Annotated in this window: 15 protein-coding genes; 3 read left to right on the top strand and 12 right to left on the bottom strand. The window is 68.4% G+C overall.

Annotated features, from left to right (window positions below; genetic code table 11):
* Window positions 1-85: 85 nt before the first annotated feature.
* Window positions 86-1,045, top strand: coding sequence for a betaine--homocysteine S-methyltransferase (gene bmt, locus PARN5_RS0118620; RefSeq protein ID WP_018001282.1), 960 nt, complete (start codon window positions 86-88; stop codon window positions 1,043-1,045).
* Here bmt and PARN5_RS0118625 read toward each other — a convergent pair whose 3' ends face one another.
* Window positions 1,046-2,128 carry a PA0069 family radical SAM protein gene (locus tag PARN5_RS0118625; protein ID WP_018001283.1) on the bottom strand — a complete coding sequence of 361 codons (1,083 nt, stop codon included), beginning with the start codon at window positions 2,126-2,128 and terminating at the stop codon, window positions 1,046-1,048.
* 133 nt (window positions 2,129-2,261) lie between these two features.
* Between PARN5_RS0118625 and PARN5_RS24390 the strand changes: the two genes are divergently transcribed.
* A complete protein-coding gene (locus tag PARN5_RS24390) occupies window positions 2,262-2,429 on the top strand; it encodes a hypothetical protein (protein WP_018001284.1) in 168 nt (55 codons plus the stop codon).
* Here the strand turns inward: PARN5_RS24390 and PARN5_RS0118635 are convergent.
* The 4 genes from PARN5_RS0118635 to acs form a co-directional block, all read right to left on the bottom strand.
* On the bottom strand, window positions 2,426-2,812 hold the full coding sequence (locus tag PARN5_RS0118635; RefSeq protein ID WP_026155558.1) for a response regulator: 387 nt from the start codon (window positions 2,810-2,812) through the stop codon (window positions 2,426-2,428). The two genes, PARN5_RS24390 and PARN5_RS0118635, sit on opposite strands and share 4 nt — an antisense overlap.
* Before the next feature lie 61 nt (window positions 2,813-2,873).
* Window positions 2,874-4,589: a cation acetate symporter gene (locus tag PARN5_RS0118640; protein ID WP_018001286.1), complete on the bottom strand. Its 1,716-nt coding sequence runs from the start codon at window positions 4,587-4,589 to the stop codon at window positions 2,874-2,876.
* A complete protein-coding gene (locus PARN5_RS0118645; RefSeq protein WP_018001287.1) occupies window positions 4,586-4,894 on the bottom strand; it encodes a DUF485 domain-containing protein in 309 nt (102 codons plus the stop codon). Before PARN5_RS0118645 ends, PARN5_RS0118640 begins: the two co-directional genes overlap by 4 nt.
* A gap of 200 nt (window positions 4,895-5,094) precedes the next feature.
* Window positions 5,095-7,050, bottom strand: a complete 1,956-nt coding sequence (gene acs, locus PARN5_RS0118650) for an acetate--CoA ligase (protein ID WP_018001288.1) — start codon at window positions 7,048-7,050, stop codon at window positions 5,095-5,097.
* Between the two features lie 287 nt (window positions 7,051-7,337).
* On the opposite strand from acs, the gene PARN5_RS0118655 reads away from it, so the two are divergent.
* A complete protein-coding gene (locus PARN5_RS0118655; protein ID WP_018001289.1) occupies window positions 7,338-8,270 on the top strand; it encodes a sugar-binding transcriptional regulator in 933 nt (310 codons plus the stop codon).
* On the opposite strand, the gene PARN5_RS0118660 is transcribed toward PARN5_RS0118655, so the two are convergent.
* The 7 genes from PARN5_RS0118660 to PARN5_RS0118690 all read right to left on the bottom strand — a co-directional run bounded on the left by PARN5_RS0118660 (window position 8,261) and on the right by PARN5_RS0118690 (window position 15,980).
* Window positions 8,261-9,721, bottom strand: coding sequence for an FGGY-family carbohydrate kinase (locus PARN5_RS0118660; protein ID WP_018001290.1), 1,461 nt, complete (start codon window positions 9,719-9,721; stop codon window positions 8,261-8,263). The genes PARN5_RS0118655 and PARN5_RS0118660 overlap by 10 nt on opposite strands.
* A gap of 12 nt (window positions 9,722-9,733) precedes the next feature.
* The gene (locus tag PARN5_RS0118665) at window positions 9,734-10,390 is read right to left on the bottom strand and encodes an HAD-IA family hydrolase (RefSeq protein WP_018001291.1); all 657 of its coding nucleotides are present in this window, start codon (window positions 10,388-10,390) and stop codon (window positions 9,734-9,736) included.
* Between the two features lie 3 nt (window positions 10,391-10,393).
* Window positions 10,394-11,857: a mannitol dehydrogenase family protein gene (locus PARN5_RS0118670; protein ID WP_018001292.1), complete on the bottom strand. Its 1,464-nt coding sequence runs from the start codon at window positions 11,855-11,857 to the stop codon at window positions 10,394-10,396.
* An 8-nt stretch (window positions 11,858-11,865) separates the two neighbouring features.
* Complete coding sequence (locus tag PARN5_RS0118675) at window positions 11,866-12,864, bottom strand: ABC transporter ATP-binding protein (RefSeq protein WP_018001293.1); 999 nt, start codon at window positions 12,862-12,864, stop codon at window positions 11,866-11,868.
* Window positions 12,865-12,873: 9 nt separating this feature from the next.
* Window positions 12,874-13,704 (bottom strand): carbohydrate ABC transporter permease, encoded by an 831-nt coding sequence (locus tag PARN5_RS0118680; RefSeq protein ID WP_018001294.1) that lies wholly within the window; start codon window positions 13,702-13,704, stop codon window positions 12,874-12,876.
* A gap of 4 nt (window positions 13,705-13,708) precedes the next feature.
* Complete coding sequence (locus tag PARN5_RS0118685) at window positions 13,709-14,578, bottom strand: sugar ABC transporter permease (RefSeq protein WP_026155560.1); 870 nt, start codon at window positions 14,576-14,578, stop codon at window positions 13,709-13,711.
* A gap of 94 nt (window positions 14,579-14,672) precedes the next feature.
* Window positions 14,673-15,980 carry a sugar ABC transporter substrate-binding protein gene (locus tag PARN5_RS0118690; protein WP_018001296.1) on the bottom strand — a complete coding sequence of 436 codons (1,308 nt, stop codon included), beginning with the start codon at window positions 15,978-15,980 and terminating at the stop codon, window positions 14,673-14,675.
* Between the last annotated feature and the right edge of the window lie 40 nt (window positions 15,981-16,020).

The following is a 16,020-nucleotide window of genomic DNA, read 5'->3' on the forward strand; positions in this document are numbered from 1 at the left end:
CAATGTTTCAATGACTTCCGCGCAGGATCGGCTATGATTCCCCGATCCTGCCGGCAAGCCGGGCCCTCTCCAGACGGGAAAGACCATGCCTGACCAGCTTTCGCGCGCGCTTGGCGAACGCCCCTGGCTTCTGGCCGACGGCGCCACCGGGACCAATCTCTACAACATGGGGCTGGCGCCGGGACTGGCGCCGGACCTGTGGTGCGAGAGCCAGCCCGACAAGGTGCGCGAGCTGCACCGCCGGATGATCGCCTCGGGCGCCGACATCATCCTGACCAACAGCTTCGGCGCCAATGCCAGCCGGTTGCGGCTGGCCGGCGCCGCCGACCGCGTCGCGACCCTGAACCGCGCCGCCGCGCGGCTGGCGCGCGAGGCCGCGGCCGAGGCGCGCCGCGCCGTGGTCGTCGCCGGCTCGATGGGTCCGATCGGCGAGATCATGGCGCCGATGGGCCGGCTGACCGAGGCCGAGGCCACCGCCATGTTCACCGACCAGGCCCAGGGGCTGAAGGACGGCGGCGCCGACGTGCTGTGGATCGAGACCATCAGCGCCGCCGAGGAGATGCGCGCCGCCGCCCGCGCCGCCCAGGCCGTGGGCATGCCCTGGTGCGGCATGATGAGCTTCGAGCCGGGCGGGCGCAGCATCATGGGCGTCAGCCCGCCGCAGCTTGCCGCGCTGATCGAGCGATTGCCGCATCCGCCGCTGGCCTTCGGCGCCAATTGCGGCACCGGCCCGGCCGAGCTGCTGCACGCCATCGCCGGCTTCGCGGCCTCGGGGAACGAACGACCGCTGATCGCCAAGCCGAATGCCGGCGTGCCGCGCTATCAGGACGGCGGGCTGGTCTATGACGCCACGCCCGAGGTGATGGCGGAATTCGCCGTGCTGGCCCGCGATCTCGGCATCCGCATCATCGGCGGCTGCTGCGGCACCACGCCGGCGCATCTGGCGGCGATGCGCGATGCGCTGGTCGGCGCGCCGCGCGGGCCGCGACCGACGCCGGACGCGATCTCGGCCCGGATCGCGCAGGTCATGGGGCCGGGAGAGTAGTCAGAACAGCGACAGCTGGTCGCCCGCCCGCGGCGGCGGGCCGAAGCGGCTGCAATCCAGCGCCTCGGCTTCGCGCGTCAGGCCCAGCCGCTTGCGGGCCAGGCGGAAGCGCTGGTGCAGGAGTTCCGCCTCGACCCCCTCGCCGCGCATGCGCGAGCCGAAGCGCGGATCGTTGTCGCGCCCGCCGCGCATGGCCTGGATGCGGGCCATGACATGCGCCGCCTTGCCCGGGTGGTGGCGTTCCAGCCAGTCGCGGAACAGCGGCGCCACCTCCAGCGGCAGGCGCACCGGGATCATGCTGGCGGCCGTCGCGCCGGCATCCCGCGCCGCCTGCATGATCGATTCCAGCTCATGCGCGGTCAGCACCGGGATCATCGGCGCCACCATCACCCGCACCGGCACGCCAGCATCGGCCAGCACCCGGATCATGCGCAGCCGGGTCGCCGGCGCCGGCGCGCGCGGCTCCATCTGCCGCGCCAACGCGGCATCGAGCGTGGTGATCGAGACCCCGGCCGTCGCCTGCCCCCGGGCGGCCATCGCCCCCAGCAGGTCCACGTCGCGCATCACCGTGGCGCCGCGCGTGACCAGGCTCAGCGGGTGGTTCCAGTCATGCAGCACCTGCAGGCAGGCACGCATGATGCCAAGGCCCGCCTCGGCCGGCTGATAGGGATCGGTGTTGGTGCCGAAAGCCAGCGGCGCCACCCGGTAGCCGGGCTTCGCGATCTGCGCCGCCAGCACCTCGGCGGCATTGGGCTTGGCGGTGATGCGGGTTTCGAAATCCAGGCCCGGCGACAGGCCCAGATAGGCGTGGCTAGGCCGGGCGAAGCAATAGATGCAGCCATGCTCGCAGCCGCGATAGGGATTGACCGAGCGGTCGAAGGACACGTCGGGCGAGACATTGCGGGTGATGACCGAGCGCGCCCGCTCCATCGCGATCTCGGTCCGCAGCAGGTCCTGGTCCTCGGGGATGTCCCAGCCGTCATGCTCGCGCTCGGACTGATAGGGCTCGAACCGGCCGGCGGGGCGCGAGTCGGCACCGCGGGCGCGCAGGATCTCGTCGGGGTTGCGGGGCGGCAGGGTCATGCCCCCACTCTAGAACATTCAGCGAACATTGGCCAGCGCCGCATGGCCCGGCGCCGGATTATCGCCGATTTTCCGCCCCGGGGCTTTTCGCCGCCGCGCCGGCGGCCCATATTGAAAGGGAACGGAGGATGTCATGCCGCTGCCGCATTTCCTGATCCTGATGCTTGCCGTGATCCTCGCCGCCGGGCTGACGATCTGGGCGGCCAGCGCCGTGGGCATTCCGCTGTTCGCGCTGGCGCTCTTGGCCCTGGCCGCCGCCGGCATCGCGCATCTGAGCACGCGCGACCATCACCCGCATTAGCCCGCGTCCAGCAGCCGCGCGATCTCGGCGCGCAATTCGTTCAGCTCGAAGGGTTTGGCGATGAAGCCGTCGGCGCCCAGTTCCAGGCCCTTGCGGCGTTCGACCACCGAACCGCGCGCGGTCATCATCAGCACGCGCATGCCGCGCAGGGCGGGATCGGCGCGCAGGGTCTCGATGATTTCGTAGCCCGAGATGTCGGGCAGCATGATGTCCAGCAGCACCAGGTCGGGACGGGCCTCGCGGATGCTGGCCAGGGCATCGCGGCCCCGGGCGACCCGGCGATGGGCATAGCCCTGGCGGGCCAGCACGAATTCGATGGCCAGCGCGATGCTGTCCTCGTCCTCGACGATCAGAACCGAAGGCCTGTGCGGGTCAGCCGTCATCCCGTCCTCGCGATGCTGCGGCAAGGCAGAAGGCCGGGGCGCGCGCCCCGGCCGGTCTTGCTTAGTGCGACGAGGCTTCGGACGCGCCGATCCCGGTTTCCGAGCGCACCTGCTGGGCCAGGAAGCCCGCGCGGTCGATCTGCGCCCGACGGCTGTTGTCCAGCTTCGAGAACAGCCAGATCCCCACGAAGGCCAGCGTCATCGAGAACAGCGCCGGCGAGGTATAGGGGAAGGGCGCCGAGCCTTCGGGATTGCCCAGCGTCGCTTCCCAGACCGAGGGCGACAGCACCGTCAGCACCACCGAGGACACCAGCCCCAGGAAGCCGCCGATCACCGCGCCGCGCGTGGTGCAATCCTTCCACAGCACTGACATGAACAGCACCGGGAAGTTGGCCGAGGCGGCGACGGCGAAGGCCAGCGACACCATGAAGGCGATGTTCTGGTTCTTGAAGGCGATGCCCAGCACCACCGCGACGATGCCAAGCGCGATGGTGGTCATGCGCGACACGCGCAGCTCGCTGCCCGGCTCGGGGTTGCCCTTCTTGATCACGGTCGCATAGAGGTCATGGCTGACCGCCGAGGCGCCCGAGAGCGTCAGGCCGGCGACCACCGCCAGGATGGTGGCAAAGGCCACGGCCGAGATGAAGCCCAGGAAGACGTTGCCGCCGACCGCATGGGCCAGATGCACGGCCGCCATGTTGTTGCCACCCAGCAGCTTGCCGTCCGCGCCCAGGAAGCCCGGGTTGGTCAGCACGAAGGTGATGGCGCCGAAGCCGATGATGAAGGTCAGCAGATAGAAGTAGCCGATCCAGCCGGTCGCCCACATCACCGACTTGCGCGCTTCCTTGGCGCTGGGAACGGTGAAGAAGCGCATCAGGATATGCGGCAGGCCGGCGGTGCCGAACATCAGCGCCATGCCGAAGCTGATGGCCGAGATCGGGTCCTTGATGAAGGTGCCCGGACCCATGATCGACTGGCCGGCGGTGGCGGCTTCCTCGGGGGTCTTGCCGGCGGCGGTGGCGAGATCGGCTTTGACGCGCACGGCATCGGCGAACATGGCCTCGGGCGAGAAGCCGTATTTCCACATCACCATGAAGGCCATGAAGGACGCGCCGCCCAAGAGCAGGCAGGCCTTGATGATCTGCACCCAGGTCGTCGCGGTCATGCCGCCGAACAGCACATAGATCATCATCAGCGCGCCGACGATCACCACCGCGATCCAGTAGTCCAGACCGAAGAGCAGCTCGATCAGCGAGCCGGCGCCGACCATCTGCGCGATCAGGTAGAAGGCGACCACGACCAGCGTACCCGAGGCGGCAAAGATCCGCACCGGCGTCTGGGCGAAGCGGAAGGCCGCCACGTCGGCGAATGTGAACTTGCCGAGGTTGCGCAGGCGTTCCGCCATCAGGAAGGTCAGGATCGGCCAGCCGACCAGGAAGCCGATGGAATAGATCAGCCCGTCATAGCCCGAGGTCATCACCGCGGCCGAAATCCCCAGGAACGAGGCGGCGGACATATAGTCGCCCGCGATGGCGAGCCCGTTCTGGAAGCCCGAGATGCCGCCGCCGGCGGTATAGAAATCCGCCGCCGACTTGGTTTTCGCCGCGGCCCATTTGGTGATGAACAGCGTCAGCACCACGAAGCCCGCGAACATGATGATCGCGGTCCAGTTGGTCGCCTGCTTCTCGCCGCCGCCCTGGATGGCGTCGGCCAGCGCAAGGCCCGGGGTCAGCGCCAGCGCGGCCGCGGCCGCGAAGCCTTGGGTGATGCGGCTCATTTCAGCGCCTCCCGCTTGATCTTTTCGTTGAGGTCGTCGAATTCGCTGTTGGCGCGGCGCACATAGATGCCGGTCACGACGATGGTGAAGATGATGACGCCGAAGCCGATGGGGATGCCCCAGGTCATCACGCCGTCGCCGATGCGCGCGGCCAGCGCCTCCTTGTCGAAGGCGATCAGCGTGATGTAGCCGTAATAGACCACCAGCATGGCCAGGGTCAGGATCCAGCCGAAGCGGGATCTGCTTGATTTCAGCTGCTGATAGTTCGGATCGGCGGCGATCCGGTCTGCGAGGTTCTGTTCCATGTCCGTCGTGTTCCTCCTGCACGGGCTGCGGTCAGGTCGTCCGGGCGGTCCTCCTCGGCCGGATGAGCTGGTCCCTCATTGCATGGGATCGCGGCGCGGGCCTGCCATCGGCAGCCAAGCCGCGACCGGTCCGCGGGCAGCGTGCCGCCCGCGGGGTCGGAAAGGCGAAGGTCCGGCGCTGGCGCGCGCCGGGCCCCGCGTCAGCTGCGGTTCATCCGGTTCTCGATCAGCTCGTCCACCACGCCCGGATCGGCCAGCGTCGAGATGTCGCCCAAGGCGCCGAAATCGTCCTCGGCGATCTTGCGCAGGATGCGGCGCATGATCTTGCCCGAGCGGGTCTTGGGCAGGCCCGGCGCCCATTGGATCAGGTCGGGCTTGGCGATGGGGCCGATCTCGGTGCGGACCCAGGTCTCCAGCTCCTTGCGCAGCTCGTCGCTGGGCTCGATGCCGTTCATCAGCGTGACATAGGCATAGATGCCCTGCCCCTTCAGGCTGTGCGGATAGCCGACCACCGCGGCCTCGGCGACCTTGGCATGGGCGACCAGCGCCGATTCCACCTCGGCCGTGCCCATGCGGTGCCCCGAGACGTTGATGACGTCATCGACGCGGCCGGTGATCCAGTAATAGCCGTCCTCATCGCGCCGGCAGCCGTCGCCGGTGAAGTAATAGCCCGGATATTGCTGGAAATAGGCCTCCTCGAAGCGCTGGTGGTCGCCCCACAGCGTGCGCATCTGCCCGGGCCAGCTGTCGGCGATGCAAAGCACGCCCTCGGCCGGGTCGCCCTCCTGCACCGCGCCGGTCGCGGCGTCCAGCACCTCGGGCTTGACGCCGAAGAAGGGCAGCGTCGCCGCGCCGGCCTTGGTCTCGATGGCGCCGGGGATCGAGGTGATCATGTGGCCGCCGGTCTCGGTCTGCCACCAGGTGTCGACGATCGGGCAGCGGCCCTTGCCGACATGCTTGTCATACCAGTTCCAGGCCTCGGGGTTGATCGGCTCGCCGACCGAGCCCAGGACGCGCAGGCTGGACAGGTCGTATTTCTCGACCCATTCCGGGCCCTGGCCCATTAGCGAGCGGATGGCGGTCGGCGCGGTGTAGAACTGATTCACCTTGTGCTTTTCGCAGACCGCCCAGAAGCGGCCGGCGTCGGGATAGTTCGGCACGCCCTCGAACATGACGGTGGTGGCGCCGTTCGCCAGCGGGCCATAGACGATATAGCTGTGGCCGGTGACCCAGCCCACGTCCGCCGTGCACCAGAACACGTCGCCGTCCTTGTAGTCGAAGACATATTGATGCGTCATCGCGGCAAAGACCAGGTAGCCGCCGGTGGTATGCACCACGCCCTTGGGCTTGCCGGTCGAGCCCGAGGTGTAAAGGATGAACAGCGGATCCTCGGCATTCATCGGGCGCGGCGGGCAGTCGGGGCTGACCTCCTGCATCAGGCGCAGCACGTCCACGTCGCGGCCGTCGATCCAGGTGGTCTGGTCGCCGGTATGCTTGACGACCAGGCAGCGCACCCGGTCCGAGCAATGCAGAAGCGCCGCGTCGGTGTTCGACTTCAGCGCCGTGCGCCGGCCGCCGCGCGGCGCGGTGTCGGCGGTGATGACCAGCTTGGCGCCCGAATCGTTGATGCGGTTGGCCAGCGCGTCGGGCGAGAAGCCGGCGAAGACGATGGAATGGATGGCGCCGATGCGGGCGCAGGCCAGCATGGCATAGGCGGCCTCGGGGATCATCGGCAGATAGATCACCACCCGGTCGCCGCGCATCACGCCCTGGCTCAGCAGCACATTGGCGAAGCGGTTCACCTTTTCCGACAGTTCGGCATAGGTGATGTGGCGCGCCGGCGCGCCCGGATCGTCGGGCTCGAAGATGATCGCGGTCTGGTTGGCGCGGGTCGGCAGGTGGCGGTCGATGCAGTTGACCGAGGCGTTCAGCACCCCGTCCTCGAACCACTTGATCGAGACGTTGCCCATGGTGAAATCGGTGTTCTTCACCTTGGTATAGGGCTGGATCCAGTCCAGCCGCTGGCCCTCACGGCGCCAGAACCCATCCGGGTCGGAAATCGATTCGGCATACAGCCGCGCGTAGCCGTCGGGCAGAAGATGGGCATCCTCGAAACCGGCGGGGATGGGGTGTTTCGCAACATTTTCAACAGACATGACGGGCTCCTCTCCTGGCGATGCGGCTGGCGGCGGCGCGGCGGCACCCTCCTCTGGCGCCTGTGCCGGGCCTCGACACTCCGAACATGCCGAATGTTAATCCGAGATTGCAATTTTAGTAAACCATTTTTTATTAAAGGGAATTTTGTAAATTATTTGACGGCAGCGGACGCCTTTATGTAAAATTTTCACAGAAATGCGAGCAGAGGGGCGGCTGGACAGGCGGCGCCCGGCCAAGCTAGACATGGCCGGCGAGGGGAAGCACCCGCAGGGCGGAAGGCGAAGCGATGTCGAACCAGGGCCGGAAACTGGAGCAGGCCGCCAAGGCGGCGTGGCTTTCCCATGTCGCCGGCAAGACCCAGGACGAGATCGCCGCCGTCATGGGCGTGTCGCGCCAGACCGCGCAGCGGCTGGTGGCGCAGGCCATGGCCGAAGGCATCGTCAAGATCCGCATCGACCACCCCTTTGCCCATTGCATGGACCTGGCCGAGGCGCTGCGCCGGCGCTGGCGACTGGCCTTTTGCGAGGTGGCGCCCGCGGACGCGCCCGAGGCCGGGGTGGCGCTGATGCTGGCCGACACCATCGAGCAATGGCTGCGCCGGCCCGAGCCGATGACCATGGCGATCGGCACCGGCCGCACCCTGCGGGCCGCTATCGCGCAGCTGCCGCATATCGACTGCCCGCAGCACCGCATCGTGTCGCTGACCGGCAATATCGCCCCGGACGGCTCGACCGCCTATTACAACGTGCTGTTCACCCTGTCGGACCTGGTGACGGCGCGCAGCTTCCCGATGCCGCTGCCGGTGATCGCGCCCACCGTGCACGAGCGGCAGGCGGTGAACGGCCAGCCCAGCATCCAGCGGCTGATCCGCATGTCCTCGGATGCCGCCGTGGCTTTCCTGGGCATCGGCACCGTGGGGGCGGCCGCGCCCCTGATGCTGGACGGGTTCCTGTCGCAACCGGACCTCGACGCCCTGGTCGCGGCCGGCGCGGTGGGCGAGATCACCGGCTGGGCCTATGACGCCCAGGGCCGGCTGATCGAGGGGCTCAGCAACGACCGCGTCGCCTCGGCCCCGATCCCGCCCCGGGACAATACGCTGGTCATCGGCGCGGCGCATGGGCTCGACAAGCTGCCGGCGATCCGGGGCGCCTTGCAGGGCGGGCTGATCAGCGGGCTGATCACCGATGCCGCGACCGCGGCCGGGCTGCTTCAGGACTGAGCCGGCAGCAGCGCCGCGATCTCGGCGCGCTGTTCTTGCAGGCGCTGGAAGATGCGCCAGTCGGCCTCGCGCCGAGCCCGGGCGGCAGGGTCGGGGCGGGTGACCTCGACCGGGCGGGCAAAGCGGGCGCGGGCGGCGCGCAGGCCCCCGGCCAGCGGCGCCGCGGCGGCGATGGCGGTGCCGCGCAGCACGGCGTCCTCGGGCTGCCAGTGGATCTCGGCCCCGGTGGCATCGGCATAGAGCTGGCGCATGGCGGACGCCCGCGCCTGGCCACCGGCCATGGCCAGCCGCTGCGGCGCAAGGCCCATATGGGCGATGACCTGCCGCGTTCCCAGCGCGATCCCCACCGCCGCGCGCCAATAGAGCCCGTCCAGCGCCGCGATGCTGCCGTCGAGCGCAAGCCCGTGGATGGTGCCGCGCATCAGCGGATCGGCAAAGGGCGTGCGGCTGCCCTTGAAGTCCGGCAGCACATGCACCCCCTGCCCCGGCTCGTCCGGCGCCCGCGCGATACGGGCCAGAATCTCGTCATGGCTCTGCGGCTGCGGGTAAAGCCGGCGGATCTGCTCCAGCGCCGCGCCGGTCGCGGACTGGCCGCCCTCGCTGACCGTCTCGTCGGGCAGGATGGCGCCGGGATAGGGCCCCCAGAGCGCGGGCGCCGGCCCGAGCCCGGTCGCCATCACGCAATTCGAGGTGCCGGCGATCAGCGCCGGCATGTCGGGCGCCGCGCCGAGCGCACCGGCAAAGGCGTCGATCAGCCCGGCCGCGACCATGGTGTCGCGGTCGAGCCCCAGTTCCGCCGCGCCCGCCGCCGACAGGGGCCCGATCGGCGTGCCGGCCGGCAGCACCGCGCCGGGGCGCGGAAAGCCCGCGATGCCGGCGCGGGCCATCAGGTCGGTCTGCCAGCCGCCCCGGTCGGGCAGCCAGGGCCATTTCGCCACCGCCGCGCAATGCGAGCGCGCCTCGATGCCGGTGGCGCGAAAGGCCAACTGGTCGCACAGGTCGCGGATGCCGGTCAGCCGGGCCCAGGCCTCGGGCCGGTGCCGGGCAAGCCACATCAGCTTCGGCGTCTGCATCTCGGGCGAGACGGCGCCGCCGGCGCGGCGCACGATCTCATGGCCCGTCGCGTCCAGCGCGCGCGCCTCGGCAATGGCGCGGTGGTCGTGCCAGGCGATGACATCGGGGGCGAAACCCGGCGCCTCGACCACCAGCGAGCAGGTGGCGTCGAAGGCCAGCGCGCGGATCTGGCCCGGGCTGGCGCCGGCCTGGCGGCGCGCCTCGGCCAGGGCTTCGGCCACGGCGCGCCAGATCTCGGCGAAATCGTGGCCGGCCTGCCGGTCCGGGCCGGCGATGGCGGCGAAGCCCCGGCTGGCGCGGGCCAGAAGCCGCCCCTCGGCCGAGAACAGCCCCGCCCGCGCGCGGGCCGAGCCCACATCCACCGCCGCGATCAGCAAGGCCGTCCTCCCCTAGCGCAGTTCGGCCAGAGTGTTGGGCAAATCGCGGGCATGGTCAATCAGCGCATCTGGCGCCTCGGCCGCCAGCTTGTCGCGCAGACGCGCGGCGCCGGCATGGCTGCCGCCCAGAAAGCCGATGGCGCGCATGCCGGCGGCGCGGGCGGCCCGCAGCCCGGCCGGGCTGTCCTCGATCACCACGCAATCGCCGGGCGCCAGGCCCAGCCGCTCGGCAGCCAGCAGGAACAGGTCGGGCGCCGGCTTGCCCCGCGCGACCATGGTCGAGGAATAGACATGCGGGCCGAAGGCCGGCGCGAGCCCAGTCAGCGCCAGCGACAGCGCCAGCCGGTCGGGTGCGCTGGACGAGGCCACGGCACGCGGCCCGGCGATCCCGGCCAGCACCTGAGGCATCCCCTCGACCGGGCGCAGGTCGCGGCGAAAGCGGCGAAACAGCGCCTGCGAAAAGCCCGGCAGCGCCGGCGCCATGTCGACGCCGTGATCCCGGGCCGCCTCGACGATGGTCAGGATCGAGCGGCCGAGGAATTCGTCATAGATCCGCGCGCTGTCGATCGGCACGCCCAGGCCGTGCAGCAGGGTCTCGAGCTCGGCCACGGCCAGCGGCTCGCTGTCCACGAGCACGCCGTCGCAGTCGAAGATCAGCCCCCGCGCCACCGCTCACGCCCCGAGATAGGCGTCGAGCGTGGCCCGCGTGCCCTTGTCCCACAGCATCGCCAGCCAGCGCCCGAAGGGTTCGGCAAAGCGCGGGTCCTGCCCGGTGGCGCCATAGATCTCGGCCATGCCGAGCCAGGCCGCTGGGTCGGTCCGCGCCGCCTGCGCCTTGGGCAAAAGGCTGTCCCAGTTCGGGTCGTTCGGTTCGATCACCGCGCCGCTGTCGGTCGTGCCGGCGCAATAGCGACACCACAGCGCCGATTCCAGCGCCAGCCCCTCGACCGGCAGGCCGCGCTCCAGCCGGTGGGCGATGGTCGGCACGATGAACTTCGGCTGCCGGTTCGAGCCGTCGAGGCAGAGCCGGCGCACCGTGTCGCCGATCTTGGGATTGGCGCAGCGCTCGGCCACCTTGGCGAAATAGGCTTGCAGGTCGGTGCCTGGGACCGGCGGCACGGCGGGGATGATCTCGTCGGCCTCGATCTTTTCCAGGAAGGCGCGGACCTGGGCGTCCTGCATCGCCTCATGCACGAAATGGATGTCGAGAAGCCCGGCCGGATAGGCGATCACCGCATGGCCGCCGTTCAGGATGCGGATCTTCATCAGCTCCCAGGGCGTCACATCGGCGACGAACTCGACGCCGGCCTGCTCCAGCGGCGGGCGGCCGGCGGGGAAATTGTCCTCCAGCACCCATTGGATGAAATCCTCGCAGAAGACCGGCGCCGCGTCGGGAATGCCGAAATCCTCGCGCACCATGCGGCGTTCGCGGTCGCTGGTCGCGGGGGTGATGCGGTCCACCATGGCGTTGGGAAAGGCGACATGGGCCAGGGTCCACTCGGCCAGTTCGGGGTCCGAGAGCCGCGCGGTCTCCACCACCGCCTCGCGGGTGACGTCGCCATTATGCGGGATGTTGTCGCAGCACATCACGGTAAAGGCCGGATGCCCGGCCGCGCGGCGGGCCTTCAGCCCCGCGACGATCAGGCCGAAGACGGTCTTCGGCGCCTCGGGTGCTGCCGCATCGGCGGCAATGGCGGGATGCGCGGGGTCGAAATGGCCGGTGGCGGCGTCGATGAAATAGCCGCCCTCGGTAATGGTCAGCCCGACGATGCGGATCGCCGGATCGGCCAGGGCGGCGATGACGCGCGCATGATCGCCCGGCGCGATGTAATCGACGATCGGCCCCAGCACGCGGGCGTCAGAGCGCTCGGCCGATTGCTCGACCAGCGTGTAAAGGTGATCCTGCGCCGCCAGCGTGTCGCGCATCCTGGCGTCGCCCGGCATGACCCCGGCGCCGATGATGGCGAAATCCTGCGCCAGCCCCATGTTCATCAGCCGGTCGAGATAGAACGCCTGATGCGCGCGGAAGAAGTTGCCGACGCCGAAATGCAGGATGCCGGGGCGCAGGCCGGCGCGGTCATAGCCGGGGCCGGGCTGGGCGAGTTGCGCAAGCGTCTGGTTGCAAAGCCTGTCCATCTTGTCCCTCACAGCGCCAGGCCGTTCTGGTCGAAGCGATAGACCCGCCCCTCTTGCGGGGTCAGGAAGATGCGGTCGCCGTGGTGGACGGGAAACTCCCCCGCCGCCCGGGCGACGATATGCGGCCCGTTGTCCAGGTCGATGTGCAGGAAGGTGTCCGAGCCCAGATGCTCGGCCACGCCCACGGTGCCGGCCAGCAGCCCCTCGGTCGTGGACATGGCGAAATGCTCGGGGCGGACGCCGATGGCATGGGCGCCCAGGCGCGCCGCCGGCTCGCCCTCGATGAAGTTCATGTTCGGGCTGCCGATGAAGCCCGCCACGAAGCGGTTCGCGGGCGTGCGGTACAGTTCCAGCGGCGAGCCTACCTGTTCCACCCGGCCGGCGCGCAGCACGACGATCTTGTCGGCCATGGTCATCGCCTCGACCTGGTCATGGGTGACATAGACCATGGTCGTCGCAAGTTTCTTGTGCAGTTCCGAGATTTCCACCCGCATGTTCACGCGCAGCGCGGCGTCGAGGTTCGACAGCGGCTCGTCGAAAAGAAAGGCCGATGGCTCGCGCACGATGGCGCGGCCGATGGCGACGCGCTGGCGCTGCCCGCCCGAAAGCTGGCCGGGGCGACGGTCCAGGTAGTCGGTCAGGTTCAGGATGCCGGCGGCATGCTTCACCCGCGCCTCTTGCTGGGCCGCGTCCATGCCGGCCATCTTCAGCGGAAAGGCGATGTTCTTCCTGACCGACATATGCGGGTAAAGCGCATAGCTCTGGAACACCATCGCCAGCTTGCGCCGCGAGGGCGGCGCCTGGGTCATCTCCTGACCGTCGATCAGGATCTGCCCCGAACTCACGTCCTCGAGCCCGGCGATCAGCCGCAGCAGCGTGGACTTGCCGCAGCCCGAGGGGCCGACGAAGACCACGAATTCGCCGTCGTTGATTTGCAGGTCGACGCCCGGAATGACCTCGACATCGCCGAAAGCCTTGCGGACCTGCTTGAGCGTAATGCTTCCCATCGTGTTACCTCACTTCACCGCGCCGAAGGTCAGGCCGCGCACGAGTTGTTTCTGGCTGAACCAGCCCAGGATCAGGATCGGGGCGATGGCCATGGTGCTCGCCGCCGAGAGTTTCGCGTAGAACAGCCCCTCGGGGCTGGAATAGCTGGCGATGAAGGTCGTCAGCGGCGCCGCCTTGCTGGTGGTCAGGTTCAGGGTCCAGAACGCCTCGTTCCAGGCCAGGATGACGTTCAGCAGCAGGGTCGAGGCGATGCCGGGCACGGCCATGGGGGTCAGGACGTGGATGATCTCCTTGGACAGGCTGGCGCCATCCATGCGCGCGGCCTCCAGGATCTCGCCCGGGATCTCGCGGAAATAGGTATAGAGCATCCAGGTGATGATCGGCAGGTTGATCAGCATCAGCACGACCGTGATGCCGATGCGGGTGTCCAGAAGCCCCCAGCTGCGAAACAGCAGATACATCGGGATCAGCACGCCCGCGGCCGGCATCATCTTGGTGGACAGCATCCACATCAGCAGATCCTTGGTCCGCTTGGCCGGCTGGAAGGCCATCGACCAGGCGGCCGGAATGGCGATCAGAAGGCCGAGCAGCGTCGAGCCGACCGAGATGATGACCGAGTTCAGGAAATGCCGGAAATAGGGCGAGCGGGACTGCACCTCGGCATAGTTCTCGGTCGTCCAGTCGAAGAACAGGAACTTCGGCGGGCTGGCGATGGCATCGGCCTCGGACTTGAAGCTGGTCAGGATGGTCCAGAGGATCGGGAAGAAGATCGCCAGCGCGACAAGCCATGCCAGGATGGTAAAGGTCCAGCGGCGGGATTCGGAAACGCGACGGGCCATGGGATCACTCCAGCGTCTTGCCGATCATCCGCATCAGGAAGATCGCAACGATATTGGCCATGATGACGGCGATGATGCCGCCGGCGGAGGCGCCCCCCACGTCGTATTGCAGCAGCGCCTGCGAATAGACGAGGTAGGTCAGGTTGGTCGAGGCATAGCCCGGCCCGCCATTGGTGGTGACGAGGATCTCGGCAAAGACCGAAAGCAGGAAGATGGTCTCGATCAGGATCACCACGGTGATGGCGCGCGACAGGTGCGGCAGCACCAGATGGGTGAACTTGGCCCAGGCGCCGGCGCCGTCCATCTCGGCCGCCTCCATCTGCTCGCTGTCGAGCGACTGCATCGCGGTCAGCAGGATCAGCGTGGCAAAGGGCAGCCATTGCCAGGCGACGATCAGGATGATCGACATCAGCGGATACTGCGCCAGAAAATCTATCGGTTGCGCGCCTATCGCCTTGGCCATCCAGGCGAAAAGCCCGTTGACCGGGTTCATGAACATATTCTTCCACACCAGCGCCGAAACGGTCGGCATGATGAAGAAGGGCGCGATCATCAGGATGCGCACCACGCCTTGGCCTCGGATCGGCTGGTCCAGCAGCAAGGCAAGCAGGATGCCGCCGCCGACGGTGATGACCAGCACGCCGCCGACGATCAGCAGCGTGTTCGCCATCGCCTGCCAGAAGGCCGGGTCGGACAGGAAATACTTGTAGTTAGTGAAGCCGATGAACTGCTCCATCCCGGGCGACAGCAGGTTGTAGCTTTGGAAGCTGAACCACAGCGTCATCGCCAGGGGCACGATCATCCAGCCCAAGAGCAGCAGGACTGAGGGCGCGACCATGAAGCGCGCGAGTGTTCTTTGATGTTGGGTAGCCATCGGCGCGCCTCCCTACGCGGGCGATGAAGATCGGGTCATGAAAACGGGAAGGCTTGGGCCCGGGGGCGGCGCACCGCCCCCGGCCGGGGTGCGCTTATTTCGGATAGCCGGCCTTGGCCATCTCGCGCTCGGCGATCTGCTGGGCCATCTGCAGCGCCTGGTCGACGCTCGCCTGGCCCGCCAGCGCGGCCGAGAACTGCTGGCCCACGGCGGTGCCGAGCGCCTGGAACTCGGGGATGCCGACCCATTGCGTGCCGATATAGGGCACCTCGACCGTGGTCGGGTTCTTCAGGTCGGCCGACATGATGCTGTCCAGCGTCGGCTTGGCGAAGGGCGCGGCCTTCTGGTATTCCGCGTTCTCGTAAAGCGAGGTGCGGGTGCCGGGCGGCACGTTGGCCCAGCCCTCGGCCGCCGCCACCTGCTCGGTATAGGCTTTCGAGGTTGCCCAGGCGACGAATTTCTTCGCCGCGTCCGGCGCGTCGGTCGAGGACGGCACGGCCAGGGTCCAGGCCCAGAGCCACATCTGCGGCTTCTCGCCCTCGGGCGCCAGCGCATAGCCGACCTTGTCGGCCACGGTCGATTCCTTGGGGTTCGAGACGAAGCTGGCGGCCACGGTGGCGTCGATCCACATGCCGCATTTGCCGGTCTGGAACAGCGCCAGGTTCTCGTTGAAGCCGTTCGACGAGGCGCCGGGCGGGCCGGCCTCGGTCATGATGGCGACGTAATCGGTCAGCGCCTTCTTCCAAGCCTCGCCCGAGAACTGCGGCTTCCATTCCATGTCGAACCAGGGCGCGCCATAGCTCGCCGCCATCGAGGTCAGGAAGGCCATGTTCTCGCCCCAGCCGGCCTTGCCGCGCAGGCAGATGCCATAGACCTCGGCCGATTTGTCGGTCATCTTGCGGGCGGCGTCATAGACGAAGTCCCAGGTCGGGCGCTCGGGCATTTCCAGCCCGGCCTTCTCCATCAGGTCCTTGCGATACATGATCATCGCCGATTCGCCGTAGAAGGGCGCGGCGTAAAGCTTGCCGTCCAGCGACAGCCCCTCGCGGATCGGCGGCAGGATGTCGTCGGGATCGTAATCGGCGCCCATGTCCTCGAGCGGGGTCAGCCAGCCCTGCTTGGCCCAGATCGGCACCTCGTAGTTGCCGACCGTCACGATGTCGTATTGCCCGCCCTTGGTCGCGATGTCGGTGGTGACGCGCTGGCGCAGCACGTTTTCTTCCAGCGTGACCCATTCCAGCTGGATGTCCGGGTTCGCATCCGTGAAGGGCTTGGTCATCTTCTGCATGCGGATCATGTCGCCGTTGTTCACGGTGGCGATGGTCAGCGTCTCGGCCATGGCCGGAACGGCCAGCGCCGTCATGGCGCAGGCCCCCATCAGGCCGCGCAGCATCATGCTCATTCGTCTATCCTCCCTGCGGATCAGCATTTGCTAATACGAT

This window comes from Paracoccus sp. N5 (assembly GCF_000371965.1).
Classification (GTDB): Bacteria; Pseudomonadota; Alphaproteobacteria; order Rhodobacterales; family Rhodobacteraceae; genus Paracoccus.

What these genes read in the sequence shown, in the direction of transcription:
- PARN5_RS0118675 (WP_018001293.1), bottom strand. Translation starts at nt 12,864, where the DNA reads ATGGGAAGCATTACGCTCAAGCAGGTCCGCAAGGCTTTCGGCGATGTC.
- acs (WP_018001288.1), bottom strand. Translation starts at nt 7,050, where the DNA reads ATGTCTGTTGAAAATGTTGCGAAACACCCCATCCCCGCCGGTTTCGAG.
- PARN5_RS24390 (WP_018001284.1), top strand. Translation starts at nt 2,262, where the DNA reads ATGCCGCTGCCGCATTTCCTGATCCTGATGCTTGCCGTGATCCTCGCC.
- PARN5_RS0118670 (WP_018001292.1), bottom strand. Translation starts at nt 11,857, where the DNA reads ATGGACAGGCTTTGCAACCAGACGCTTGCGCAACTCGCCCAGCCCGGC.
- PARN5_RS0118635 (WP_026155558.1), bottom strand. Translation starts at nt 2,812, where the DNA reads ATGACGGCTGACCCGCACAGGCCTTCGGTTCTGATCGTCGAGGACGAG.
- PARN5_RS0118640 (WP_018001286.1), bottom strand. Translation starts at nt 4,589, where the DNA reads ATGAGCCGCATCACCCAAGGCTTCGCGGCCGCGGCCGCGCTGGCGCTG.
- bmt (WP_018001282.1), top strand. Translation starts at nt 86, where the DNA reads ATGCCTGACCAGCTTTCGCGCGCGCTTGGCGAACGCCCCTGGCTTCTG.
- PARN5_RS0118690 (WP_018001296.1), bottom strand. Translation starts at nt 15,980, where the DNA reads ATGAGCATGATGCTGCGCGGCCTGATGGGGGCCTGCGCCATGACGGCG.
- PARN5_RS0118625 (WP_018001283.1), bottom strand. Translation starts at nt 2,128, where the DNA reads ATGACCCTGCCGCCCCGCAACCCCGACGAGATCCTGCGCGCCCGCGGT.
- PARN5_RS0118685 (WP_026155560.1), bottom strand. Translation starts at nt 14,578, where the DNA reads ATGGCTACCCAACATCAAAGAACACTCGCGCGCTTCATGGTCGCGCCC.
- PARN5_RS0118655 (WP_018001289.1), top strand. Translation starts at nt 7,338, where the DNA reads ATGTCGAACCAGGGCCGGAAACTGGAGCAGGCCGCCAAGGCGGCGTGG.
- PARN5_RS0118680 (WP_018001294.1), bottom strand. Translation starts at nt 13,704, where the DNA reads ATGGCCCGTCGCGTTTCCGAATCCCGCCGCTGGACCTTTACCATCCTG.
- PARN5_RS0118645 (WP_018001287.1), bottom strand. Translation starts at nt 4,894, where the DNA reads ATGGAACAGAACCTCGCAGACCGGATCGCCGCCGATCCGAACTATCAG.